The sequence below is a fragment of the Gimesia algae genome, from assembly GCF_007746795.1.
GTDB lineage: Bacteria > Planctomycetota > Planctomycetia > Planctomycetales > Planctomycetaceae > Gimesia > Gimesia algae.
The window spans coordinates 3,650,045-3,674,500 of sequence record NZ_CP036343.1 but is presented as its reverse complement, the minus strand read 5'-3'; the positions used below and the strand labels follow the sequence as shown (position 1 = coordinate 3,674,500).

Below are 24,456 nucleotides of genomic sequence, written 5' to 3'. Positions count from 1 at the left end.
GACTCTGACATTCGCCTCGCAACTTGAAGAATCAACATGGAATCGACATTCATCACCGCGCTACAGAATATAGTCTCTCCAGAAGTCCTGCTGGTGATATTTCTTTCAGCCGTTTATGGGCTGTTCGTCGGCTCGATCCCGGGGCTGACGGCGACGATGGCAGTTGCATTGTTGATTCCGCTCACCTTTTATCTGGATAACCTGTCTGCCATCGCCGCGATTGTGACTCTGGAAGCCTGCAGTATTTTTGCCGGTGATATCCCGACGACGCTGGTCCGAATTCCGGGGACTCCCTCCTCGGCCGCTTATACCGACGATGCATACTCGCTCACTCGCCGCGGTCTGCATGAAACGTCTCTGGGGGTTTCGCTGGTCTTCAGTGTCGCCGGGGGACTGTTTGGGGCACTCGTGCTGATACTTGCCGCTCCGCAACTGGCAAAGATCGCTTTCGAATTTACCACCTACGAATACTTCTGGCTGTATGTGCTCGGCTTAAGCTGTGCCGCCATCGTCTCTACTGGTTCCCGTCTCAAAGGAGCCCTTGCCTTGATGATCGGTCTGATGTTCGCCACGGTCGGCTTGAGTGAAGTTCACAGCGTGCCCCGCTTCACCTTCGGTTTTGATGAACTGTTTACTGGTATCAATTTTATCCCCGCCATGATTGGCCTGTTCGGACTCTCCGAAGTGTTTCGTAATACGCTGACTTCTAAGACGGATGAAGAAACTGAAAAACTCAAGTCGGCGCTCCCGGTAGAAGTAGACAAATCCTGGTTTAAGCATCTGAAACCCGTTTTCGGTGGCGTGCTGCCTCAACTCTGGAAACGCAAATTCAGCTGGTTTCGTTCCAGCTGTATCGGTTCGACCATCGGCATGATTCCCGGTGCCGGTGCTGACATCGCCGCCTGGATTTCCTACGCCGTCTCCAAAAAATGTTCCAGAACTCCTGAAGAATATGGAAAAGGCTCCCTCGATGCGGTCGGCGATGCCACGAGTGCCAACAACTCGGCGCTCGCAGGTGCCTGGATTCCCGCGCTCGTGCTGGGCATCCCCGGCGACTCGGTGACCGCGATCGTCATCGGCGTACTGTTGATGAAAAACATTACCCCCGGTCCCGGGATATTTGAAAATCCGGATCAGCTGGTTCTCGTGCATGGGATTTATCTGACATTTATCATCGCCAATCTACTGTTGATACCGCTGGGTTTCCTGGCCATTCGGAGTGGCGCGCAACTTGTTCGTATTCCCCGCCGCATCCTGATGCCATTGATTCTGATGTTCTGTGTCATCGGTTCATACTCTATCAATGGCAGCTACTTCGATGTCTGGGTGATGCTTGGTATGGGCCTTCTCGGTTTTGTCCTGGAAGTCTTCGCCATCCCGCTCGGTCCCGTTGTGCTCGGCATCATTCTCGGCGGACAACTGGAACAGTCGTTCGTACAGAATCTGTCCAAAGATGACAGCATCCTCTCGTTCTTTAACCGTCCTATCTCAGCCGCCCTGGGGATTTTCTGCATTGCTCTCTGGCTCGTACCGCTGTTTATGCCACTACTCAGAAAAAAATGGTCGAGCCCTGCCTGAGAATTGTGATATATTGCAAAGCTGAAACTGGTCAAGCAGTTCGACGCGACAGCAGTTGACCGGTTCGTACCAGGCCCAGGCTCACGAATGCCAGACTCGGCAACAGCAGAGGAATCAGAAACCGTTCGCCCGCCGCGATGGGTAGATACCAGGCAAAAGCCAGCCAGAACAGCAGCATCCAGATCAGATACAGTCGCCGCGCAGGACCGGTTTCCGAAAACAGGCCGACGATCAGAAACGGAAACGCCAGTAGTCCAAAGAACAACCTCCCCTCACCAAAAGGCAGGGGACCCAGACTGCGCAGAAAGATGAATGCCTGCCAGAGCATGCCTTTAATTTCCCGTTTGATCATGTCGGTCATCGTGTGTGACTGCCAGTAGTTCTGTGCAGCATTCCGCAAGGAACCATGTTGTTTGATCAACGCGTGTGGCTCACTGAATTCATCTTCAAACAGCAAATACGAATTGGCATTAAAGGTGGGGCTGCCATAAACGCGCAGATTCCGAATGAGGAGTGGTGCTGCAATCACTGTGAAACTCGCGATGACCAGTGCCAGAGTGAGTCCGAGCCGTTTCAGTGGAACCGTCTTTTGCTCTGTTCGTTGCGCCGGATCATCGGTTGGGTGCTGTTGGAGCACAGCGGGAATCCAGCGCTGCCAGTTGACCGCATAGGAACACAACCAGAGTATCAGTCCCAGCATCAGGAGCAGTGCCGTTCCTTTTGTCAGCCATGCCAGTCCCAGCAGCAGACCGGTTCCCATCAGCAACAGGAAAGGGAAGCGTGATGGCTTTCTGAGATCGGGCATTCGCAATACGATCAGCCATACTCCAGCGACAAAAATTAATAACAGTCCTTCACAGACGATCCGCGCTGTCAACTGACAATACGCGGCGTTGATGCTGAGTAGCATGCCTGTGATTCCCCCGATCAGATTTCCATAGCAGCGAGTGATCCCCATCGTAAAGATCAGCAGCGCGCATAATCCACACATCGCCGACAGTCGTTTCCCCGCTTCATCGTTGGGGAAATACGAAAGCAGAGCCACATACAGAGGATGTTGATTCGCTTCGGTGTACTTACCTGCAAACAGTCGCTGCAACAGCGTTACTGGTCCTCCGGTTTCCTGGACGGTTTTCGCCTGCATTAGAAAGGCGGCCTGGTCGTTATTGTCCGGCGGTGGTTGCTGCGGGATGATGTTCATGAGTACGACAAAATAGACGACAAGTGAACCGGACAGCAGCAGGCTGCCGGTCCAGTGATTCACCATCGGTCGCGGCAACGCCAATGCAGAATGAATCTGTTGCCCTTGTGACAGTATCTTTTCCCAGAATCGATGCGGCAGCAGACAGCCGACGATTCCCAGCAGCATCACAAGCACGCCGCAGGCCGCCAGCATCGTTACCAGAGATGGCTGCTGAACGAGTGCTGCCCCTTTCAGCCGTACCATTTCCAGTACCGCCATTCCGGCTACGCTGGCAAATGCTCCGGATATCAGTCGAGGCACAACTGTGTTCATCGGGGAAATCAAGCTTTCAACGGAGAACCTGGGAGGAAAATCAATGATCAGGCTGAAACCAGGTTGGAAATATCAATTCGGACTAGGCTTAACTCTGAGAATGGTCTATCTTTCGGTCTGGTTATCATAGCATATTGAAGTCATTCTGAAATCTCAGAAAAGAACAACAGATCTGCATTTCAGAATCCAGGAGTAATAAGTCAAGTGAATCCACTGATTGCCTATCTGCATTGGGATATCAACCGCATTCTGTTCGAAATCGGTCCAGTCAAGATACGGTATTACGGCCTCTTCTTCACCGCCGGTTTCATCTGTGGGTATCTGCTGCTGCGCTGGATGTTTCGTACCGAAAAACGGAATGTGGACGATGTCGAATCACTGTTGATCTATATGGTGCTGGGCACCATCATTGGCGCGCGTCTGGGGCATTGTCTGTTTTATCATCCGATGGAGTATCTCAGCGATCCCATCAGACTTCTGCAGATCTGGAAGGGTGGGCTGGCCAGCCACGGCGCTGCGGTCGGAATTACCCTCTCCGCCTGGCTCTATTCACGTAATCATCCGGATCAGCCTTTATTATGGTTGCTGGATCGACTCACGATTCCCGTGGCACTGGCCGGATTCTTCATTCGCATCGGTAACTTTTTCAACTCGGAAATTCTGGGACGCGCGACCGATGTTCCCTGGGCCATCGTGTTTGAGGATGGTCTCGGTCTCAGCAGTCGCGAAGAACAGCTAATGCCGCGACATCCTGTCATGCTGTATGAGTCGTTCTGTTATGGCTGCTTTTTTATCGTCCTCTTACTGCTCTATCGAAAATATCGCAGCGAAACGCCGCGCGGTTTACTCATCGGCCTGTTTTTTATCATGGTCTTCACCGCCCGCTTTATTTTAGAATTCTATAAGATGCGACAGGCAGAGTTTGCAGAAAGTCTACCATTGAGTGTCGGACAGATGTTGAGCATCCCTCTCGTAATTGCCGGCATCGTCCTGTTGATCAAACGCCGACCCGCCCCTCCGCTGGAAACTGAATTGCTCTTAAAAAAATCAGCGAAAAAAAACTGATGTGGGATTATGTATAGATTCCCAGGTTAGAAATCACATCAATAAACGTCTGTTAAAACGTGCCGATCAGAGGCGAATATGTGTGTTTTTGTATATTTTTCAGGATCGTATTGCCTTAAATCCCAGTTACCAGTAAAGTTCGCGGGCAAAACACCCAGATTTTACTACTAATGATCAGGTTAAAACGGTCATTTGGATTTCAGGGCATTTTTTTGCAACACGGAGGTTGGACTTCGGTGTATAATGAGATGCAGGCTTAACTCGCTTGCTGCCAGACGGCGGCGACCTATATGAATTGAGGCGATTTGTGGCTCTCACAGACATAGACAAGAATTTGCTCAGGCGTTGCCTCGCTGAAGAGCCGGGAGCATGGAAGGATTTTGTAGACCGGTTTATTGGCCTGTTCACACACGTCATCCACCACACCGCTCACGCACGCAGTATTCGCGTCACTGACAATGATGTCGATGATCTGCTTTCTGAAGTCTTTCTGGTCCTCCTCGCCAATGATTATCGTGTCCTGAGAAATTTTCGTGGCAACAGTTCTCTGGCCACTTATCTGACCGTGGTCTCACGACGTGTCGTTGTAAAAAAAATGGTTGAGCGTCGCATGGCAGAAGCCTTGGGGCATGTTTCTACCAAATCCAAAATGGAATACGCATCTGAAGAACATGCGCGCCACCAGCAGGTCGTCGAAGATCAGGAAGAAATCCAGAATATGATTCGGCAGCTGCCTCCCGCTGATGCACAAATTGTCGAACAGTACCACCTGCAGGGAAAGTCTTACCAGCAGATCAGCAGTGAACTGGACATCCCGGAAAATTCGATTGGGCCGACGCTGTCACGCGCTCGCAATCGGATGCGGGAAAATCAGTCCAACACACGCACGCTTTAATCGCCTGTCAAACCTCCTCTCTGTGAGTTGAGTTTCTATCGATTAATCCGCTCTTGTTTTTTCCTACCGTCCGCGCCCCGTATTCTGAGGTTTTCCAAAGCCAGGTGGTCCCAAAGGGGGAGGTCCGAATCCACCACGACCTGGTCCGCCATGTTGCCCCGGTCCGGGTCCCCGTTTCTGAAAACTGGAGTCTGGCGTTCCTCGGAATTTCCGAGGGATAAACGGAAATGTTTCCGTCAAATAATAGTGATAAATGCCTTCCGGATATTCGGGGGTGACACCAAAACGCCCATTACATTCATCCAGGTCACCAAAATCCTTAACGTATTCATAGTCTGCTACAAAAGTCCCATCATATCTGCCACCCGGTCCTCCCGCTCGGCTCCCTTTTTTAATTTGATAGCTCGATTTCATTTTCTGTAGTTTGCTTGTCGCATCATCTACATCTGTGTAGCCATATTGTGAATAAATCGGGAATCCATCCGCGGCGACTCCAATCAGAGTCATTTCATTCGCCTTGCCCTGTTTGGAAATCAGACCGTGCGGCAGCCCATGATAATGATAGGCTCCCGTAGGCTGCACATGGGCATTGCTCTGATCCAGTCCCAGATTGATCTTGCCGGAGAGTGCCTCATAATTCCAGCCGGACCGACGGTCACGGTTCCAGAACTCTGCCGTTCCCGGATCGAAGACCACGCCGTTGACGGCAATCCCAAAGATGGAATGCTGACAGGGAGTGCTGTTGCGAGAGGCCTTGGGTTTCACTGGCACGCGATATTCATAATGCTGTGGGCGGATTGAGTTTGGGTTATTGCGGTTGGGAAACTGACCGGCCTGATGATCAGGAATTCCATTGGAATAGATGTAACGATAATTGCCTTTGACGACCATCTTGACCTGATTGGTCGCAGTGGTAGCCGCTGGTCCAAATCCCGGTGGTGGATACCCAAACACCGGTACCGTACTGCAGATCACGCCAATGGCACAGAAAGTGAGTCGTCGACAATTCAAAGTGAGTCCCTTTTTTAGGTTTGATCTCAAACGGACGTTTTATTCCTCAATTCTTCATACCAGTCTTGATAACGGGCAGGATGTCGATGAATCCACCGGGTTTTCTACATTTTCTTTAATACATGCCAAATGTCGTCTTGTCTCATATCTGCCTGGATCGGGGCCTGAAACGGGCGTACTGTTGACAGCCACAGGTGCGCTCATAAAAATCGAGGGTGAAGACTGCAGTCGCCGTCACGATCGATCGGCGCTGAATAATCTTACTCACGGACTGAACGACCACCACTATGATTCTGCGGAATCTGGAAATGGATTGAACCCATGCAAACTCTTCGAACACGATTTTCGTTTGCGTTTCGATCAACTCTTGTACTGCTGACCCTTGTTCTGCTACCGGCACCGGCCGATTTGCAGGCACAGAAAAAAACAACAGAAACGGGATTTGTAAATAAGGTATTTAAGGACGATCAAGGCGAGCATCGCTATGTAGTCTTTGTTCCCAAAAACTATAATCCTGAGAAAAAGTATCCTGTCATCCTGTTTCTGCACGGAGCGGGTGAGCGGGGCGACGATGGATTAAAGCCGATTCAGGTCGGTCTGGGACCAGTGATTAAGCAGCAGGCAGACACCTTTCCGTTTCTCGTCGTCTTTCCTCAGGCAGAGATCAGAAAAGAAAGTCTGCTGGCGGGCTGGCTCGCCGATTCCCCCGGTGGAAAACGGGCCCTGCAGATTTTCAATAACGTGATGAAAGATTATTCGATCAACGCTGATCAGCAGATTCTGACAGGCTGGTCTATGGGAGGTTATGGCGCATGGAGTCTGGCTGCCGCTGATCCCAAACGCTGGTCGGCCGTCGTGCCACTCGCGGGGGGAGGGAAAGCAGACTGGGCTTCCAAACTCAAAGAGGTTCCCATTTGGGCCTTCCAGGGGGCCGACGATCGGGTTGTCTTGCCCGGCGAAACAAAAAATATGGTCGATGCGATCAAACAGGCTGGCGGAAATCCACGCTTCACAGAAGTTCCCGATGTGGGACACGATGTCTGGAAAGTCGCTTATACAAAACCACTGTTCGACTGGATGCTGAATCCGTCGACCGACGTCGCTAATACCGCACCACTGCTGGTCAAACCCGATCAGAAACGTCCTGCCGAAGTCGATGCAGATACGCCGTTCGTTCCCGCCCTGGTGATTGATAACGCCGTCTCGGTTCGACTGGGAAATCGATTCCTCAAAACGCTGGCTGATGCAGTCCCCAGTATGGTGCCAGCCGACATGCTCGAAGGAGGCATTAATGATATCTATGATTCCACGGTTGCCCAGGGGCGCAGCTTCAGCGTGCAGTTTTCCGGAATCTCCTATCAAGGGGAACTGGCCCGCGCCGCCGTCGAAGCCTATGCCGCTGATACATTAAATATACAGCTTGGCATTCAAAATGTGGACCTCTACATCAGAAGCACTTATGTAAACGGCAATCGTCACGCCGCTGTCGCAGGGCCGATCTCCGTCAGCATCGGGTATCAGGAGCCGGTCTGGTTGAGTTTTGATGTGAGACCTTACATTAAAGACAACCGTATCAAGTTGCAGTTGCTGCGTTCCCGTTTCAATATTCCTCAGAACAACTGGTACGTCTCCGGGCCGGCAGGAGTTTCTACACGCGGGATTGGTATGACTTCGGAAAAAGTTTCCAGTGGACTGGTAAGTGGTATTTACGGCAGCAAAGGACGTATTGAAGACGAAGTCAAAGCCATTGTTCCCGGGCTGGTGGAAGAACTGGAAAAGCAGATGAATTTTGACGAAGCCAGCCAGATCGTGGATGCCATCTGGCCACTCCCCGTCTACCAGCCCCGGATGCAGCTCGCGCCGCGACAGGTACTCACAGACAAGCAGGGCATTTCTCTCAGTTTTGGTCTGACAGTGGCCGCTGTTGATTCGGCTGCGCCACCTGCGCAGATCCAGCGATTGAATTCATTCGGACGTTCCGTCAATGACATCCCCAAGGTGACTGACCTGCAGATCGGTGTCGCGCCCGGCATGCTGAAACCATTAACGGAAATGCTGGTGCAAGCCGATGTCGCGCGGATTCCCGTACAGGATATTCCCGGACATTCATTCGACACACTGGTCGACCCCAAAACCATGCAACAGGTATTCCCTGATCTGAAGCAGTACGGCGATGATCTGAAAATCTGGGCCGAACTGGTGCTCACCAGACCCATTCAGGTTGAAGATGGTGGTAAGTCGAAAAAATCAGATGTCAATAATCCGTTCCGATTTGAGGTCCCTCAGGCAGCGATCTCGATGGCGATAAAAAAATCAGCCTCGGATAAAAAATGGCTTCCCTATGCTGAATTTACCCTCTCCCTGGGCCAGGATGTGGAAGCCGAAATTGTGGATCGCAGTTATTCCAAGCGCGCTTTGAAACTGGACTGGGAAGGGGGGGCGAAAGTCGGAGGCACCGCTCGGTTTGCTCCCGATTATAAACCGCAGGATAGCAGCATCGATCAACAGAAACTGCGGGATCTGGTTCAGTCTGCCTGGGGCGGCTGGACGAAGCAGGGCCCTGCTTCCGTCGCTGAGATTCCCGATATCGAACTGGGGTTTGGTCGCTACCGGATCAATAAAGTCGACTGGTCTAATCCCCAGCTGCTGGCGACCTTCACGGTACCCGAACTCAAACTGACCAATGACACCAAAGTTGAAATGGAATACGAGCTCAAAAGTCCGTACAGCGACTGGGGTGGACCTTACAAATTAAAACCCGGTGAATCGCACACCTTTGATACTGCCACCCCGCTGTTATACCGTCGGAAAGTGAATAACCAGACACAGCTCTTCACGCTGGCTGCTGGCTCGCATTTTGAGTTCCTGCCGGAAAATGGCAATGAGAGTGGTACACTCTTCGAAGCCGCAGATAACTAATCAGTCTTCGCATTTTGGGTTTCACTGCCGGTGACACTGGCGGGAAACAATGGCAATAAAGTTTCTTTGACCAGCGAAGCTGGGGAGATGCCTGTCACCAGGATCAGTAAAACTGCGGGACCGAATGCCAGCCAGGCGAAGAGACGGTGTTCCTGTTCGTACATCGAATCGGCTTCCGGCTGTGCTTTGGTTTCTGTAGCAGCAGCTTTCATTAATTGCCAGAATCCACGGATTAAGACCAGTTGAAACAGCAGGTAACCCAACAGGTAAATTAAGGCCAGCAGCAGACTGTCCTGAGAAAGACTCCATAAAAAGGCAAACTGCGTAGTAAAACCGCCCAGCCCCGGAAGTCCTGCCAGTGTGAGAATCGCAAATCCGGCAATCCACTGCAGCAGTCGATTGGCTTTTCCAGTGACGGGAAGTGACAGAACCGGGATTACCAGTAGCAGCAGACAACATGCCAGCCCCTGAATGACATTTAATAAAGTCAGATTCGGCACGATGGCAGGTTCGGCAGTAAACAGTAGCGTAAGCGATAAAGCAGTCTGACCCAGCAGGAAGCAGAGGACGCCTTGCACCAGACCTCCACGACAGGCCAGCAGAGCAAAATACAGAAAGCCAGACATTCCCCAGAAACTGATCACCGTTGAGATGCTCTGCACCGCTGAATGATTTAAAGGGACCATAAATCGCAGCATTCCATACACGCTGATTTTGGTAAATAATGCCAGCAAAGCCAGACACCAGATGGATCGATCCTTTGTGTGGAATGCGGAACTTGAGTCCTGTTTCATCCACTGTGTTAAACTGTAGTGAGCCGGGAAGATCGCCCCTTTGATGGTGAAACCTGTCATCAGGATCAAAAAAATCCAGGGAGAGGTCGTGCTCCAGTAGGATTCTGCCAGCGGGAACAGTGCGGTATCATTTACTGTGCCCTGGATAATTTCATTAAACTGATAAGTGACAGGCTGTGGTGTTTCCAGCAGCAGACCCTGCATCCGGGTATAACCGATTGATGCCAGCAACAGGCCTGCCACGATGAATGCATCTCCCAGAAACTGGAGATACATTGTGCTTTCCAGCAGGCGGATTGAACGTGAACCACTCCAGGTACGGATCAGGCAGAGCATACAGAATGTGGAAGCCAGCAGGAATGTGGCAAAACTGATCAAGTCATAAGATACAAACAGTCCCACCAGAAATGCCTGTAGTAGCATGAGCAGGAAATAATGCCATCGCGATTCCACACCCATACGCCGGGAAAGCAGAATCAGCGCCGGCCACAGACAAGTGGGCAGCAGTAGAAACCACAGGGATATATGGTCCATCGCCCATTGAAAGTGCCGTGGCATTTCTTGACGTGCCTGATTGGTTTCGACGGCAGGCAGCTTCAGAGTAATGGAGATTGCGCGGGTGGGACTCTCATCTTTTAAGGCGGGGGCAGTCAGCACCGCAGCCAGAATCAGGCAGGAGATTAAAGTATTGGAAAATGCGGTCCAGCGGTTGAACTCCAGGCCCAACTGAGAAATTCCCCAGCCAAAGCAGGCACCTGCAACCGGCATGACGATCAGTAACACAGGCGACAGAGAGATTACGGAGTTCAGAAACGAGTTCATACAGGACTCAAAAATAATGCAAAAAATACTCAAAGACCAAACAGCATCAGAACCGAACTTAGATCTGCAGTACCATCAGCACAAAAATAAGGATCGACATCGTAAAGATCAGTACCAGAGTAGGAAATGCTGTCTGCCCGTTCTGCATGTGACTCAATAAGTGTCCCCAGAGCCCAGGCAGCCTTTCTAGTATGCTGCGACTCAGTACTTCTGCCAGCCAGTCATCAAGAAAGGTCACACATTTAACCAGGAATTTCATCGGTTGAATTATTGTCCGGTTTAGAATGTCCGAGGCATGGTAATGAGACTCACCCAGTTGCAGCAGACTGGACGAGACGCGTTCGCTTGTCGTTCCTGTTGTTTTAGGAGCCGTCATCCAGGCCAGGATTAAAGCGACCAGCATGGATAGAAAATAAAACGAGCAGAATAACCAGTCCCGGTCAAAAGGATTCGGACCGACACTCATCAACGGTGACTGCCAGAACCGGGGTACGTATGGCAGCGGGAATAACATTGCCATCGTCAGCAGGCAGATCAGTCCAGTGATCCCCCACAACAGCAGTATGGGAAAATGTTCGTTTGACTTTGTTGTGTTCTGCCGAGACAGAGTGAAATAAAACCGGGCCAGTCCAAAAACATAAACACTGACCAGTGGCAGCATCAGCCAGATGAGAACCTGATTCCGTGACTCAGTCGCGATCGAGCGTGCTTCAATCAGAGGATTGAGTATTGCTCCCAGATCGATAAGGGCAGCGGTCAGAAGTAGCAGCAGGCAGACCCGGATCGCGGGCAGGATGTCTTGAGGTATCGTTTGCTGCCGTTGCCAGCAGACCAGGGATATGAGTACAGAAATGACACAGGTTTGCACGACAATTATTGGCAACAAGGCCGTGGGGAACTCTAAACCGCTCATTCCCAGAGTCGCTACGATGATTCCCGTCAGCGTAGCGGCCAGCCAGCTAAGACATCGGTCCCAATGTGGTCCGCGCATGAGACTGAATGCTGAAAATCCGGTGAGGACCGCAGAAATCATCGCCAGTTGTACGACTAAATTCTGGGTCGCTTCCATCGTTAATAACAGAGGTGCACCGCGTACTAATAAAAATAATCCAACAGGCATCGCCAGCAGATTCAACGCCGCCAGCGAACGACCAGTCCACGGCCGGGAATTGCTGATTACCAGTGCAGACGCAGGAAACAATCCCAGGCGAGGTACCGCTGCCAGAAAAAGTATGACCCCGATTCCGGGTAATGCCACACGATTTTGCGCATGCACTGCCTGAATCGCAGCAGGCTGCAGCGTTTTGACAAAATCCAGAGAGGAGAAATTGGTATGAATCAGAAATAGAGCCAGCAGGAGCATCGCGTCGGAAAATGCATTCCAGCCCCACCAGTGCCGACTTTCTGTTCCCGCTGCAGACTTAACCTGCAAATTGACTTCATGCAGTAGATTCAGACTGAGTGAGAGAATGATCCAGAAGAAAAACAGTTCCAGGAAATTCGTCGACAGCACAATTCCAGTTGCCGCACAAAAGCCGAGCAGATAGAGCGGCCATGAATAACGACTCTGGGAATCAAGTCTGCCTGCTGATTTCGGAATCAGTAACAGGAAAAACAACGATCCCAGCGAAATCAGACCGTAAAATCCCAGGCTCACCGGATCGAACAATACTCCGATCTGTAATTGCGGAGTCGATTCTCCAGCAAGAGACAGCCAGTTCAGCAGTGTCAGAGAATAAGTCTGCTGCTCCAGGCGGGAACTGAAAAAGCAGAGACAGGTTACAGCGACGAGGGCAGTCAGCGCGACACCAGTGACGACCGGCCAGTGCGGCTTTCCTCGCAGTATTCCACAAGTCACCAGCGCAGCAATCAGCAGCATCACAAAGGGTGTGATCAGGCTTAACTGCAGAAGCACTGTGGTCATTTTATCCACCTGAATCTGCTCCCTGATCAGGAAAGATGCGATACGGCGAGTCGGTTTCTGAAACGACTTCCCGTTTCGTCTGTCGTCTCCGACGCGACTGAATAATCAGGAAGGTCAGCATGCTCAACAGCGGCAACAGAAACAGGACAATGAGCAGAAAGGAAAGGCTTCCCTCTCTTGCACCACGCGACTGACCATAGGCGGCACAGATCAGACCTGCTCCCTGCAGCCAGAGCAACAGAGAGAAGACCATCGAAAAGGCATTCCGCTGCAGGAGCATACCCAGAAAGCCCAATGCAATCAGGAGAACCGCTACCAGTAATTGATTGTGTAACAATGCAACCGGTGTCAGCAGTGTCATGGTCGACCTCCCTGTTCATCAGATATGAAACGTGTGATTCCCACAAAGCTAATCAGAACAAACAAGAGCAGCACGATCATGGTCGGCCAGTGATCAGTGAATAACTGCCTCACCAGCAGCAGACCTTCTACTTCGACGGCAGCAGGCTCAGATGTCTGTCTGGTCGTGGCCCCCCATTCGCGATGGATCACCCACAGGAATCCACACAGTAGCAGGCTGCAAGCCAGACAGGCGAGGAACGGTTCACGAAACGATCCGTCCGGGTCAGCATCGTCTGCCTGGGAATGCGGATCTGAAATTCCCCGAAAAACGAACAGCAGCAGCATTCCCCCTGCCGTCAACCAGCAAAGTAGAACCAGTGGCAGGATGGCGGCTTGCAGAAAGAGCATCCCGCTGCACAGGAATGAGATTGCGGCGGCTGTCAGCGACCATTTTAAATCGGAAGACAACACCGCTGCTCCTCCGAACCCGATTACAAACAAACCGACGACAAACGGGCTGAACTGTGTGATTAGTTCCTGGATCCCGCTAATACCTTCCACAAAGAGTGGTTGCCCGAACCAGTAAAATAAAATGCTGACTGCAAACAGGGATAACAGAGGCCAGCCCCACCGCAGTTTAGTCGATGCGAATCTCTGCTGAGATTGCAGATTCAGATATCCATAGATGCCCGTAATCATTAACAGCACCAGCACTGTCAGTGTCAGAAACAGCAGGTTATCACCCGTTCCAGGCAGATAAAATTTCAGGTCGTCCATTCACATCTGATCTTCAATGAGGGGAGTCGAATTCGTTTTTCACGGTGGTCGTCAATTTGAGGTTGGCTTTCGGCAACAGAAATCCGGCCCAGATCGCCAGCAGACTGAAATTCAGCAGCACATGCATGAGCGGATCAGACATCCCCAGCAGATGAAAGGCAATAAACGAAGCGGTTAGCGCGATCAATGCCAGCCACAGCATCAACTTCCACAGCCGTTCCGGATCAAAACGGTTGCGTCTCTGAAGAAATGTCTTCAGCCGCATTACAGTGACCAGTAGCACCAGCATGATCACTCCCTGTATTGCCAATCTCCCGATTTCCAGCCCGGTACTTTTTTCATCAAAGGAGGAAAAACAGGTTCGACTGACGATAAGTGAAGCCAGTACCTGCAGTCCGATCAACATTCGCAATTCTCGAATCCAGTTTTGCACTGGACTCACTCGGCGAGTGGGACAGGCATTGATCAATAAATAAGGACTAACCCAGGCAAGCAGGAATACGAGAGTTCCTGCAGGTTGAATAACAATCAGCCATAGCGAACTAAGGCCTCCCTGTATGGCATGACTCGAGTGGATCGGCAGATAGGCTGCCACCGCGGCCCAGGCCAGTAACAGAGGCAACCAGAAATAAGCATTCAGAATCAATGAGATTGAAGGAATGCGTCGTCGCTCAGTGATGGCCAGACTGATTTCACCGGCAATCTGCAACAGGCTGAACAGACCCAGTAAAAGCAGGGGAGCAAATCGATACGTCACCAGTTCTGGTGCAGTGGTTGGCTCACCCGTGCGCAATAAAAATTGTGTGATAATCAAAGGCAAGAAGGTGAAAGTCAACAGGCCACACAGCAGAGAGAACAAGAGCAGATATTGTTCAGATCGATTTCGAATTTGCTTTTGTGCATGTGCAATCCGCCGCACTGCACACATCAGACGTGCTTTGAACCCTGTTTCGGTTAAAGGGAAAGCCAGCTCCGCCAGTGAAAATGAGAGGATCAGCAGCATTACCAGAAAGATCACCATTCCCAACAGAAGTAACACCTTCTCTGCCATCAGTTCATCTCCTCAGATTCTGATGTGCGAGTGATGACAGGTTCATCGGCAATCTGACTCTCATGGAACGCAGGCAATTCTGCGGGCTCTGACCCCTGCACAGGTTCGGGGAATGACAGCATCCCCGTCCAGAACCCCATTCCCCAGATCAATACTACTGCACACGCCAGTGTTCCCGTCACCGGATGATTCCACGCTGCGGTCTGCATAGAGATTCCCAGAATCAGCAGGAGTGTTGGTACTACAATTAAGACTGCGGTAAAATTCCAGTACAGTCGCCGGAGTGCGTCAGCTTGAGAATCATCGCCCGGTAGTGCCTCGGTCTCCGGTTGAATTTCCTCAATGTCAGGGGAACTGCGAAATCCGATTTTGATCGTAAACCACACGACCAGCGTGCAGCAGACGGCAAATAATGAATATTTCAGAAAGAGAAACCAATCCATGGCGGACTTTCAGCGATGTGATGAGGTACAATCGTTGTGATCTTGATCTTATTGACGATCAGCATCTCCTGCGGATTTTAAGTGAAACAACCGCTAATGCGAAACGTCTTCGCTCCTGTAAATCGTTCAAATGGAAAAAGTAATTCCCACTGCATCAGCATAACTATTCTCTGTAATCGAAGTAAGTCCAGAGATTCTTTCTGGCCCCGATTACCGGTCCGCTGGGTTGAAATGTGATGACCGCAAATTCAGATACATTGATATTTGTCTATGGGACCTTAAAACGTGGCTTCTGCCGCGCGCACAATCTGCATGATCAGACCTTTCTCTCCACTGCGAAAACCACAGCTGAGTATACCATGTATCATTGTGGCACCTATCCAGGCCTGGTCAGAAACAATATGGATGGTATCAGTATTCAAGGGGAATTGTGGCGCGTTGATAACAGAGCACTCGAGTTGCTGGACGAAGTGGAAGGCGTTGCCGAAAACCTGTATCACCGTGCTCCGATTCAGTTGATACAGCCCCAGATCACTGAAACAGTAGAGGCCTACTTTTATCAGAGATCTGTCAATCAAATGCCTGTCGTAGGTGATAACTGGTGTTAATGAATTGAATTTAGACGAAGACACTTGTGGTATCGTGTCTGTTTCTTAAAAATGAATATTATTCACTCTCTTTGCTGGCAGGAACAGGTTCATGACTACACAGACCGCCGATCGTAGGAAACTCTCTTACGCGACCTTACAGGATATCATTGACGATGCCACTCGGTTGACCGCTGCAGATGCACCCACCACGGGCAACTGGTCGAAAGGGCAGATCTTTGATCACCTGGCGCGGCTCATGGATTATTCTCTGGACGGTTTCCCGTTTCAACTGCCCTGGTTCTTTCGAGTTCTCGGGAAGCATTATTTCAAAGCACGCATTCTGAAGAACGGTATGCTGCCCGGCATCAATTTAAAAGGAGATTCTGGAAAAGCCTTACTCCCTGATGCCGTTGATGATCAGGCTGGTCTGGAACATCTACGGAATGCCATCCAGCGGCTCACTTCAGAATCAAAGCGTTATCCCAGTCCCTTTTTTGGTGAACTGAGTCAGGAAGAATGGGATTTGCTCCATCGTCGACATGCAGAACTGCATATGAGTTTCATCGCAGAACCATAGATGCGATTCTCGCAGTTGAGAATCAGGTCGAATGGGAATGGAGGTTGGTAGTGATGCTTTCTCGATCTGTTTATAATTCCGAAATGAGAATACTCTGAGTTCAACAGATCAGACGGGAAAGGCAGTTCATGTCAGGGACAGAATCAGTGAAAATCGTGATTGTCGGTGGAGTCGCCGGCGGAGCCAGTGCCGCGACGCGTGCCAGGCGTTGTAATGAAAACGCGGAAATCATCCTGTTTGAGAAAGATGAATACGTTTCCTTCGCCAATTGTGGTCTGCCTTATTATATCGGCGGGGAAATTACCGAACGCAGTAAACTGCTCGTTGCCACTCCGGAGCTTTTCAAAAACCGTTTCAATATCGATGTCCGCACGAATCATCTGGTGCAGTCCATCGATGTGGAAAATAAAACAGTATCTGTATTGAATCAGGTCACCGGTGAATCTTCTACAGAATCATGGGATCGACTGATTCTTTCTCCGGGTGCCGCTCCCATTGTTCCTCCACTGCCGGGCATCAACGCTCAGAATGTCTTCACGCTCCGTAATCTGAACGACACGGATGCCATCAAAGATTATATCGAACAGCACACTTGTCGCCGGGCCGTTGTGGTGGGTGCCGGATTTATTGGCCTGGAAATGGTCGAGCAACTGCATCACCTCAAAATGGAAACCAATCTGGTTGAACTGCAGCCTCAGGTACTTCCGCCCCTCGATCCCGAGATGGCACGGCTGATTCAGAATGAACTCACCGCGCATGACGTCAAGCTGCATCTGGGGACGGCTCTGGAAAAAGTGAACGTCGAAAATGAAACCGCGGTGGGTGTCGAACTGGGGAATGGTACGACGCTCGAGACGGATCTGATTATCCTTGGCATCGGCGTGGCGCCTGCGACGGGTCTGGCGAAAGAAGCGGGCCTCGAAATCGGAAAGTTCGGCGGTATTTCTGTCAACGAATTTATGCAGACCTCCTGTCCCGAGATCTATGCCGTTGGCGACGCGGTGGAATACATGCATGGGGTGTTGATGCAACCTCTTCGTATTCCACTTGCCGGACCCGCAAACCGCGCCGGTCGAATCGCCGGTCAACATGCAGCCACCGGATCTGCCGATCCCATGATGTCTCCCGTTGGTACCGCGATCGTACGCGTGTTCGGCTTAACCGCCGCCATGACCGGGTTGAGTAAGAAGTTTGCAGAAAAGGCTTCTCGCACGAATCGTTCCGTGATCGTCGTTCCCAAGCATCACGCCGGCTACTATCCCGGTGCCGAATCTCTATTCCTCAAACTCACCTATGATCCGGAAACCGAACGGGTTCTGGGCGCGCAGGCCATCGGGAAAGAAGGCGTCGATAAACGTATTGATGTGATCGCGACTGCTCTGAAATTCCGGGCTTCGATCCGCGATCTGGCCGGACTCGATCTCGCTTATGCACCCCCGTTCGGCTCTGCGAAAGATCCCGTACACATCGCCGCCTTTGTGGCTGGCAACGATCTGGATGGTCTCGCATCCATTGTTGAAGTCGATGCCGACCTCGATGCGTATCAGATCCTTGACGTCAGAACAGATAAAGAAGTGGAAACCTTCTCGTTACCCAAAATTATACATATCCCCGTCGACGAACTCCGTCAGCGACTTTCAGAACTCGATCCCGCTAAGCCCATCGTCACGGTCTGTCACACCGCTCTCCGGGCATACATTGCCACACGCATTCTGAAACAGTCCGGCTTCAAAGACGTCCGCAACCTCACCGGCGGTATGTTGATGCAACGCTATGCCCGATCTGACATGTTTGAATAATCGACAAAGCAATCTCACGAAGACAAAATTGATATCGTCGAAAATGTAAAATGAATGACCTGAATAAAGGACTCAATAAAGATGTTTGCAGACTTTGCTATCATCTCGATCCTCCTGGTCATCGCACATCTGTTACGCTCCCGAATACGGTTTCTGCAATACCTGCTGATTCCTGCTCCCATTCTGGCCGGCTTCCTGGGTTTGGCCGGTGGGCCTCAGTTTCTCGACCTGCTCCCCTTCAGTCTGACTGCCGAAGGCAAGCTTGCGATGGATCGCTATCCTTATGAATTGATCGCGATTCTCTTCGCAACTCTCTTTCTCGGCCATCAACCTCGACGTCCCTCTCTGAAGACCATGCTGCGTGATGTCGGTGATACCTGGTTCTATAACTTCGCCACTTACATAGGTCAGTATGGGATTGCACTCTTATTCGGGTTGTTTGTACTTCCGTATTTCTTTCCCGATCTGAATCCCGGATTTGCATTAATGATGCCGGCCGGATTCGCAGGCGGTCATGGTACCGCAACAGCCGTCAGTGAGTCCCTGCAGGCAGGAGGTTTCGAAGATGCGCTGAGTCTGGGATACACGTTTGCCACTATTGGACTACTCACCGGCATCTTCGGTGGACTGCTATTAATTAATATCGCGACCCGCTTCGGCTGGACGCATCTTGTCAAGTCGGCCCAGGATCTGCCGGAAAGCACACGGTCTGGATTCCTCCCACCGGAAGAGCAGTCATCGCTGGGGACAAATACCGTCAGCGCCATGTCCCTTGATCCACTCACCTGGCATTTTGCGATTGTTATGGCAGCATTCGGCGGTGCACACGGCGTTGACTACCTGTTTCGACACGTGCTGGAGTCCAAGGTGATCCTCCCCCTGTTTGCTGTGTCTCTGCTGGTGAGCGCGATCCTGCAGATGTCTCTCGAACTCTGCCAGTTGGGAAAATACGTGGACCGTCAGGTTATGTCCCGCATCGGATCTTCGGTCTCTGATTATCTCATTGCGTTCGCTGTCGCATCAATCAAAATCAGTGTGGTGGTGGAATACCTGGCACCGCTGATTGTGATGTCGCTGCTGGGTTTTCTCTACGCAGTCGCCATGCTCTGGTTTCTGGGACGCCATCTGTTTCACAACTTCTGGTTTGAACGCAGTATCTTCGCTTATGGCTGGATGACCGGTGTCGTCGGGATTGGCGTGTTACTGCTGCGGATTGTCGACCCTAATCTGAAATCCAAAACCCTGCAGGATTATGGTTTGGCGTTTGTCGGCATCTCTCCTTTGGAGATTCTATTGATCGTCGCCGTGCCTCCACTCGTTGCCCAGCAAATCATTCTGGCTCCTGCCCTTGTGATTATCATCGTGGCTATTGCCTGTTTCTGTCTCTCCGTATTTCTGGTCGGCTGGTTTCGCACGCCTCCCAGTCAACTCCGCTCGGGGGAGCAGGAGATTATTGATGACTTAACTTGAAGACCTGGAAAAGAGGCCGTTACTCACTTAATGCCTGCAGGACGTCTTTGACATCGGCCCGGCCTCTGTGCGTCATGCTGATCTTCGCAAACTTGATCTTGCCATCCGTGTCGATGACGAACGTGGAGGGATATGCGGTTTCCCGTTTGGCATCCCAGCGCAGATGATAGGCATTGGTAAATTTGTAGTCCGGGTCTACCAAAAAGTAAAAATTCTCAGGCAGACTCTGATCGCGAATGAATTCTTCAGCCCGTTTCTCCAGATCTTGTGCCGCGCCCGGATAAACCATCACCACGCTTGCTTTTGCTTCCTTCAGCTTCGCGGCATTCGCAATAAACTGACCCACCTGCCGCGTACAAACGGGACATTGATATTCCGGATATCCACGCAGCACGAGCAGCACCACGGGGCCTTTCTTGAGCTGATCGGAAAGCTTGACCTGCTTGCCCGCGGGGGTCGCCAACTCAAAATCTTTGGCTGTATCTCCCACTGCTGGTCTCGTGGAATCCTTCTCTGCCGCATGCACATCGATACTGAGGGCTGTTGATGTGAGGCACGAAAGTGCCAGTGAGAAAAGGAAAAAACGTCGTACTGTTTTGATCATGAAAATGGCTCCTGACAGGGACTCAACACATAGGAAGATCAGAATACGTTTGCCTTAAGCGGTATTGGCATTAATATCATAGCAATCAACGTCAGCCCGACTGCATAAATTTTCAAATTCAATCAGGGACGCTGTTCCACTTCCATTTCTACCTTGAGTGCCGCTGGATCTTCCCGGAGCGAACCATCGCCTTATAATCGGCGATATAGTCCTGGAGAGGCTACCGGTATCCTGGACACTACCTAAGCCAACTCAGATTCCGGTCCGCGACCGGGATAATTGGTATGCAGCGCCGCCATCACCCGTTCCACTTGCTGATCGAATACCGCTGGGTCTGTTTCCCAGTTTCTGAAATCAGCGGTTAATCGATCACAGAGTGCCGCTTTCTTTTGATGCTCCCAGTCCTTAAACAGATGCTGGTCCAGGCTGAGTGGAAGTAAGGAATGAATCAGGACCGTATCTTTTCTGTATTGACGGTCTTCGTTATCAAAAGCGTCTGCTATTTCCTGATTGACCCAGTCACTGGTTAAAGAATGTTCTGAAGCACACAGCAGTACTTTATCCCAGATCTTCAGCCCTCGATCAGTGGGGGCACCTGGTCCAGACGACTTTTGCTTTTCATCCAACCAGCAGCGAATTCCCCGGGCCTGTAACGTATCATACAATCGATGAGCGAAGGCAGAGTCTTCTGAACAGAAGCTGATAAAGCAGGAAAAGAAATCGACGGCGGTGCTGGCGAAATAACCAGTCACATGCGAAATGACGTCATCGGGCAGGCCGCAACCCAGCAGAAACTCTTTTGGGATTTTCCCTTTAGACCACATGAGTGTATTGACGCCTATGGTACTGGGACCCCAATGCTTAATCGTTTCCAGTTCCACGGCTCTGGATAAATCAACTTCAACCCAGAGGGTATTACGTGAGTGGGCGCCGTTAAAAATGGCCTGTCTTAAATTCGCGCGATGCAAATTGGCCCAGCTTAAGTCCGCGCCACTCAAATCGGCAAAACACAAGTCGGCTTTTTCCAGATTGGCACCAACCAGATTCGCGCCAACCAGATCGGCACCGCTTAAGTCGGCTCCGACGAGATTCGCACCTCGCAAATCGGCTCCGACCAGATTCGTTTCCATCAGGTCGGCTCCGCTTAAGTCGGCTCCACTCAAATCCACTTTGACTTCCGAATTCTCAGTCCGCCAGCGATCAATGGCCACTGCGCCGGTTTTAAACACATCCACATACTCAGAATTCGCCACAATACCTCCCTGAATTAAAATATAATCAATGCCGGCCACCATTCTGACAACGAAACCCATTCTATGCAATTGCCTACACAACCGATCTGACGACTTAGTTCAGACACTCTTCCTGAGGTTTCTTTCGAAATCAGTGAAAAACCCATTGATGGGACAGGTCTCTCAGGCAACGGTCTAGTACGCATTACATTTCACCATCGCGTCTCGCAATCTATTATGCTCGGTCCCTATGGATCGTGAGACGCTACTGTAAAACTGGACACAGTCTAAATCCAAGATGAAGCCTGAGTTCCATTCGGGGGGGGGGAGAGCAGGGAGACACATCACAATCGCAAATGCGATCTCTTCACCGTTCAAGTGTTTCGTGCTTTGCGTGGTAGCAGAAAGTCCATCCTGATGGTTCCCTGAATCGGAAACCGGAATTAGGGGACCGATCTAATCCCATCCCTGCAAGACAATCTTACCAATCGAACGTCCCGTTTCGAGCTTTTGATGCACTGCCCGCAGATTCGCAGCATTGATCGGTGAAAGCACTTCGTTCGCTGTGCTGCGAAGTTGACCGCCGTCGATCCACTTGGATACCCGATTGAGCAGACGATGCTGCTGAATCATGTCCGGCGTTTGGAACATCGATCGCGTAAACATAAACTCCCAGACAAACGTCGCTGATTTGGTTTTCATCATCGTTTGTGCCAGCGGCTTTTGATTTTCCACAATCGAGACGATCTTGCCTTGAGGTCGAATCAGGTCGACGACCCCCTCCCAGTGCTGATCGGTATTGTTGAACAGCGCGATCGAATCGACGTATTTTAAACCCAGCGCTTCAATCTGTGGTCGCAGTGGCTCATAGTGATTGATCACATGGTCAGCTCCCAGTTGCTTGACCCACTCTGTTGATTCAGGCCGCGATGCCGTCGCAATCACGGTCAGCCCTGCCAGCTTCGCCAGTTGAATTCCAATCGAGCCCACGCCGCCGGCGCCTCCAATCATCAACAGCGTCTCCCCCCGATTTGTTCCCTCGGCATCCAGTTCCAGTCGCGCAAAAAATGCTTCGTAAGCTGTAATTGATGTCAATGGAATCGCCGCCGCCTGAGCGAAATCGAGCGACTTCGGTTTCGAACCGACAATCCGCTCGTCAATCAACTGAAACTCAGAATTACATCCCGGCCGTGTGATGTCGCCGGCATAATAGACTTCATCCCCCGGTTGGAACAGTTCTACTTCGGGACCGACGGCTTCCACAATTCCTGCTGCATCCCAGCCGAGCACTTTGGGTTCCGGTTCGACCTGATCTTTTGGTGCCCGGACCTTCGTGTCTACCGGATTAACGCCGATCGCTTTCACTGCCACCAGCAGGTCCCGACCACCCGGTTCCGGTTTTTCCAATTCCACATCCATTAGCGATTCTGGATTATCAATGGGCAGATAGCGAGTCAGACCAACGGCTTTCATAACAGTATTCTTTCCGGAAGGTTGAAATTCAAAAGAGATTCCTTACAGGTCATGTTCTTCCGATTGCCGGGGGAAATCAAGTGAGTCCGCGAATGTACTTTCTCTGTTTACCTGGAAGGGAGCACAGGAAAACGGTTAACCCAGATCGTCGACCATTCCCCCTTCAACACGGTGTGCAGATCCGGTCGTCGCCGCAGACACCGGTGAGGCGAGATAGGTTACCATCGAAGCAACCTCAGTCGGTTCAATAAACCGTTCAATCAATGATTGAGGGCGAAAGCGGGGAAAGAACTGCTTGCGCATTTCTTCTTCAGACATGCCTTCCTGTTCTGCCAGTTTTCCAACATACTCGGCCACTCCCTCCGTCCACGTCGGGCCGGGAAGCACCGCGTTGACACTCACTCCTGTCCCGCGCAGTGTCTTCGCCAGCCCCCGCATCACAGACAACTGTGCCGTTTTCGTCATCCCGTAGTGCACCATTTCATCCGGTATGCTGAATGCAGACTCACTGCTGATAAAGAGAATCCGCCCCCATCCGCGCTGTTGCATACCCGGAGCCAGCGCACGGCTCAGACGGATGCCACTCATCACATTGATTTCGAAAAACCGCGACCACTCTTCATCGGGAATTTCGAAGAACGGCATCGGCTGAAAAATTCCCGCGTTGTTCACGAGAATATCCACGTCTCCCACAGCTGTAAGTCGCTCCAGGAATTCCGCCACTCCTGCTGCAGAACCCACATCGCCGTGAACGGGAACCGCTTTCCCTGATCCCTGAATCGAATTCGCCGCCTCTTTCGTCCGATCGGCGTCGCGACCGTTGACGACGACCGTCGCCCCTTCATTCACCAGCGCCTGGGCAATCGCCTGACCGATGCCCGAAGTCGAGCCCGTCACCACCGCTGTTTTTCCCATCAGTTGTAAATCCATATCAAGTCTCCTGTTACTTGTTAAACGCGTGAGAAATTCCAGTGGAATTCGAATGTCGATTCAGAAAACACGCGAATTCCATGGGGTAGCTGGTATAATCAGGGAGCACGCGGGAATCATAGGCACGGAATCCACAGTGGTCAAATTCGGATGAGAATCGAACGGTCTTTCATATTGTAAGTAGTCGGTAAACACTGAATTCACAGGGGGAGCAGTATGGGAAACTGGCTCAGAAAGCGAATCTCACTGATCGCGACACTTTCCATTCTGGCGTTCTTCTGGATCATGACCGCAGTCTATGGCACTGTTGAAGTGCAGCAGTCTTATGTGGAACTGAATCGAAAAGATCTGCCGCCAAATGCCCGAGTCTATGACGACCATCGCCCCGCAGATCTTGAGAGCAACTGGTGCCTGGTCGGATATCCCCATGCACCGTTCCCGGGGATTGTCAGTCTTGAGGTAGATATGACGGGCTGTGATATCTGGTGGTCAGCTCAGCGGATCTACTTCTTCTGGTGCCCCATATATCATACTAAAGCACCCTTCTGGGGAAGGTCGGTCGCAGGCACTTATGAAGAAACAGAATAAACCAACCAGCAATCCTGTTCGTGTGCTTTCGTGTTTTTCGTGGTAGTAAAAAAGTG

The 24,456-nt window shown here is 51.2% G+C and carries 21 protein-coding genes; 9 read left to right on the top strand and 12 right to left on the bottom strand.

What is annotated here, in order from left to right; genetic code table 11:
• The first annotated feature begins 36 nt into the window (after positions 1 to 36).
• On the top strand, positions 37 to 1,578 hold the full coding sequence (locus tag Pan161_RS13535) for a tripartite tricarboxylate transporter permease (protein WP_145227795.1): 1,542 nt from the start codon (positions 37 to 39) through the stop codon (positions 1,576 to 1,578).
• A 31-nt stretch (positions 1,579 to 1,609) separates the two neighbouring features.
• Here the strand turns inward: Pan161_RS13535 and Pan161_RS13530 are convergent, their stop codons facing one another.
• Positions 1,610 to 3,094, bottom strand: a complete 1,485-nt coding sequence (locus Pan161_RS13530; RefSeq protein WP_145227793.1) for a hypothetical protein — start codon at positions 3,092 to 3,094, stop codon at positions 1,610 to 1,612.
• 204 nt (positions 3,095 to 3,298) lie between these two features.
• Here Pan161_RS13530 and lgt point away from each other — a divergent pair, with 204 nt between their 5' ends.
• Together lgt and Pan161_RS13520 are read left to right on the top strand one after the other, a co-directional pair.
• Complete coding sequence (lgt, locus tag Pan161_RS13525) at positions 3,299 to 4,159, top strand: prolipoprotein diacylglyceryl transferase (protein WP_145227791.1); 861 nt, start codon at positions 3,299 to 3,301, stop codon at positions 4,157 to 4,159.
• A 307-nt stretch (positions 4,160 to 4,466) separates the two neighbouring features.
• Positions 4,467 to 5,054 (top strand): RNA polymerase sigma factor, encoded by a 588-nt coding sequence (locus Pan161_RS13520; protein WP_232103729.1) that lies wholly within the window; start codon positions 4,467 to 4,469, stop codon positions 5,052 to 5,054.
• 63 nt (positions 5,055 to 5,117) lie between these two features.
• On the opposite strand, the gene Pan161_RS13515 is transcribed toward Pan161_RS13520, so the two are convergent.
• A complete protein-coding gene (locus tag Pan161_RS13515) occupies positions 5,118 to 6,065 on the bottom strand; it encodes a YHYH protein (protein WP_145227789.1) in 948 nt (315 codons plus the stop codon).
• Between the two features lie 321 nt (positions 6,066 to 6,386).
• Between Pan161_RS13515 and Pan161_RS13510 the strand changes: the two genes are divergently transcribed.
• The gene (locus Pan161_RS13510; protein WP_145227787.1) at positions 6,387 to 8,984 is read left to right on the top strand and encodes a carboxylesterase family protein; all 2,598 of its coding nucleotides are present in this window, start codon (positions 6,387 to 6,389) and stop codon (positions 8,982 to 8,984) included.
• Here the strand turns inward: Pan161_RS13510 and Pan161_RS13505 are convergent.
• Genes Pan161_RS13505 through Pan161_RS13480 form a run of 6 tightly spaced genes read right to left on the bottom strand, consistent with a single transcriptional unit; the run spans position 8,981 to position 15,137 of the window.
• Positions 8,981 to 10,600 carry a hypothetical protein gene (locus tag Pan161_RS13505; protein ID WP_145227785.1) on the bottom strand — a complete coding sequence of 540 codons (1,620 nt, stop codon included), beginning with the start codon at positions 10,598 to 10,600 and terminating at the stop codon, positions 8,981 to 8,983. The genes Pan161_RS13510 and Pan161_RS13505 overlap by 4 nt on opposite strands.
• A 58-nt stretch (positions 10,601 to 10,658) precedes the next feature.
• Entirely contained in the window at positions 10,659 to 12,524 is a 1,866-nt protein-coding gene (locus Pan161_RS13500; RefSeq protein WP_145227783.1) for a hypothetical protein, read from the bottom strand.
• A gap of 1 nt (position 12,525) precedes the next feature.
• The gene (locus Pan161_RS13495; RefSeq protein WP_145227781.1) at positions 12,526 to 12,885 is read right to left on the bottom strand and encodes an NADH-quinone oxidoreductase subunit K; all 360 of its coding nucleotides are present in this window, start codon (positions 12,883 to 12,885) and stop codon (positions 12,526 to 12,528) included.
• Positions 12,882 to 13,643: a hypothetical protein gene (locus Pan161_RS13490; RefSeq protein WP_145227779.1), complete on the bottom strand. Its 762-nt coding sequence runs from the start codon at positions 13,641 to 13,643 to the stop codon at positions 12,882 to 12,884. The genes Pan161_RS13495 and Pan161_RS13490 overlap by 4 nt, the downstream gene beginning before the upstream one ends.
• Before the next feature lie 13 nt (positions 13,644 to 13,656).
• Positions 13,657 to 14,694 carry a hypothetical protein gene (locus Pan161_RS13485; RefSeq protein WP_145227777.1) on the bottom strand — a complete coding sequence of 346 codons (1,038 nt, stop codon included), beginning with the start codon at positions 14,692 to 14,694 and terminating at the stop codon, positions 13,657 to 13,659.
• Positions 14,694 to 15,137 carry a hypothetical protein gene (locus Pan161_RS13480; RefSeq protein ID WP_145227775.1) on the bottom strand — a complete coding sequence of 148 codons (444 nt, stop codon included), beginning with the start codon at positions 15,135 to 15,137 and terminating at the stop codon, positions 14,694 to 14,696. The genes Pan161_RS13485 and Pan161_RS13480 overlap by 1 nt, the downstream gene beginning before the upstream one ends.
• Positions 15,138 to 15,373: 236 nt before the next feature.
• Here Pan161_RS13480 and Pan161_RS13475 point away from each other — a divergent pair, with 236 nt between their 5' ends.
• The 4 genes from Pan161_RS13475 to Pan161_RS13460 all read left to right on the top strand — a co-directional run bounded on the left by Pan161_RS13475 (position 15,374) and on the right by Pan161_RS13460 (position 19,573).
• Positions 15,374 to 15,745 (top strand): gamma-glutamylcyclotransferase family protein, encoded by a 372-nt coding sequence (locus Pan161_RS13475; RefSeq protein ID WP_145227773.1) that lies wholly within the window; start codon positions 15,374 to 15,376, stop codon positions 15,743 to 15,745.
• Between the two features lie 91 nt (positions 15,746 to 15,836).
• Entirely contained in the window at positions 15,837 to 16,304 is a 468-nt protein-coding gene (locus Pan161_RS13470) for a DUF1569 domain-containing protein (protein ID WP_145227771.1), read from the top strand.
• A gap of 128 nt (positions 16,305 to 16,432) precedes the next feature.
• On the top strand, positions 16,433 to 18,103 hold the full coding sequence (locus Pan161_RS13465) for an FAD-dependent oxidoreductase (protein ID WP_145227769.1): 1,671 nt from the start codon (positions 16,433 to 16,435) through the stop codon (positions 18,101 to 18,103).
• A gap of 81 nt (positions 18,104 to 18,184) precedes the next feature.
• Positions 18,185 to 19,573 carry a sodium/glutamate symporter gene (locus tag Pan161_RS13460; RefSeq protein ID WP_145227767.1) on the top strand — a complete coding sequence of 463 codons (1,389 nt, stop codon included), beginning with the start codon at positions 18,185 to 18,187 and terminating at the stop codon, positions 19,571 to 19,573.
• 19 nt (positions 19,574 to 19,592) lie between these two features.
• Here Pan161_RS13460 and Pan161_RS13455 read toward each other — a convergent pair whose 3' ends face one another.
• The 4 genes from Pan161_RS13455 to Pan161_RS13440 all read right to left on the bottom strand — a co-directional run bounded on the left by Pan161_RS13455 (position 19,593) and on the right by Pan161_RS13440 (position 23,812).
• Positions 19,593 to 20,177 (bottom strand): peroxiredoxin family protein, encoded by a 585-nt coding sequence (locus Pan161_RS13455; RefSeq protein WP_145227765.1) that lies wholly within the window; start codon positions 20,175 to 20,177, stop codon positions 19,593 to 19,595.
• A gap of 242 nt (positions 20,178 to 20,419) precedes the next feature.
• Positions 20,420 to 21,430, bottom strand: a complete 1,011-nt coding sequence (locus Pan161_RS13450) for a toll/interleukin-1 receptor domain-containing protein (protein WP_232103728.1) — start codon at positions 21,428 to 21,430, stop codon at positions 20,420 to 20,422.
• A 435-nt stretch (positions 21,431 to 21,865) separates the two neighbouring features.
• The gene (locus tag Pan161_RS13445) at positions 21,866 to 22,882 is read right to left on the bottom strand and encodes a zinc-binding alcohol dehydrogenase family protein (protein ID WP_145227761.1); all 1,017 of its coding nucleotides are present in this window, start codon (positions 22,880 to 22,882) and stop codon (positions 21,866 to 21,868) included.
• Positions 22,883 to 23,017: 135 nt separating this feature from the next.
• On the bottom strand, positions 23,018 to 23,812 hold the full coding sequence (locus tag Pan161_RS13440; RefSeq protein WP_145227759.1) for an SDR family NAD(P)-dependent oxidoreductase: 795 nt from the start codon (positions 23,810 to 23,812) through the stop codon (positions 23,018 to 23,020).
• 216 nt (positions 23,813 to 24,028) lie between these two features.
• On the opposite strand from Pan161_RS13440, the gene Pan161_RS13435 reads away from it, so the two are divergent.
• Positions 24,029 to 24,400, top strand: coding sequence for a hypothetical protein (locus Pan161_RS13435; RefSeq protein WP_145227757.1), 372 nt, complete (start codon positions 24,029 to 24,031; stop codon positions 24,398 to 24,400).
• Positions 24,401 to 24,456 lie beyond the last annotated feature (56 nt).

What these genes read in the sequence shown, in the direction of transcription:
- Pan161_RS13460 (WP_145227767.1), top strand. Translation starts at nt 18,185, where the DNA reads ATGTTTGCAGACTTTGCTATCATCTCGATCCTCCTGGTCATCGCACAT.
- Pan161_RS13490 (WP_145227779.1), bottom strand. Translation starts at nt 13,643, where the DNA reads ATGGACGACCTGAAATTTTATCTGCCTGGAACGGGTGATAACCTGCTG.
- Pan161_RS13530 (WP_145227793.1), bottom strand. Translation starts at nt 3,094, where the DNA reads ATGAACACAGTTGTGCCTCGACTGATATCCGGAGCATTTGCCAGCGTA.
- Pan161_RS13495 (WP_145227781.1), bottom strand. Translation starts at nt 12,885, where the DNA reads ATGACACTGCTGACACCGGTTGCATTGTTACACAATCAATTACTGGTA.
- Pan161_RS13485 (WP_145227777.1), bottom strand. Translation starts at nt 14,694, where the DNA reads ATGGCAGAGAAGGTGTTACTTCTGTTGGGAATGGTGATCTTTCTGGTA.
- Pan161_RS13455 (WP_145227765.1), bottom strand. Translation starts at nt 20,177, where the DNA reads ATGATCAAAACAGTACGACGTTTTTTCCTTTTCTCACTGGCACTTTCG.
- Pan161_RS13435 (WP_145227757.1), top strand. Translation starts at nt 24,029, where the DNA reads ATGGGAAACTGGCTCAGAAAGCGAATCTCACTGATCGCGACACTTTCC.
- Pan161_RS13505 (WP_145227785.1), bottom strand. Translation starts at nt 10,600, where the DNA reads ATGAACTCGTTTCTGAACTCCGTAATCTCTCTGTCGCCTGTGTTACTG.
- Pan161_RS13465 (WP_145227769.1), top strand. Translation starts at nt 16,433, where the DNA reads ATGTCAGGGACAGAATCAGTGAAAATCGTGATTGTCGGTGGAGTCGCC.
- Pan161_RS13470 (WP_145227771.1), top strand. Translation starts at nt 15,837, where the DNA reads ATGACTACACAGACCGCCGATCGTAGGAAACTCTCTTACGCGACCTTA.
- Pan161_RS13475 (WP_145227773.1), top strand. Translation starts at nt 15,374, where the DNA reads ATGACCGCAAATTCAGATACATTGATATTTGTCTATGGGACCTTAAAA.
- Pan161_RS13510 (WP_145227787.1), top strand. Translation starts at nt 6,387, where the DNA reads ATGCAAACTCTTCGAACACGATTTTCGTTTGCGTTTCGATCAACTCTT.
- Pan161_RS13535 (WP_145227795.1), top strand. Translation starts at nt 37, where the DNA reads ATGGAATCGACATTCATCACCGCGCTACAGAATATAGTCTCTCCAGAA.
- Pan161_RS13440 (WP_145227759.1), bottom strand. Translation starts at nt 23,812, where the DNA reads ATGGATTTACAACTGATGGGAAAAACAGCGGTGGTGACGGGCTCGACT.
- Pan161_RS13480 (WP_145227775.1), bottom strand. Translation starts at nt 15,137, where the DNA reads ATGGATTGGTTTCTCTTTCTGAAATATTCATTATTTGCCGTCTGCTGC.
- Pan161_RS13445 (WP_145227761.1), bottom strand. Translation starts at nt 22,882, where the DNA reads ATGAAAGCCGTTGGTCTGACTCGCTATCTGCCCATTGATAATCCAGAA.
- Pan161_RS13500 (WP_145227783.1), bottom strand. Translation starts at nt 12,524, where the DNA reads ATGACCACAGTGCTTCTGCAGTTAAGCCTGATCACACCCTTTGTGATG.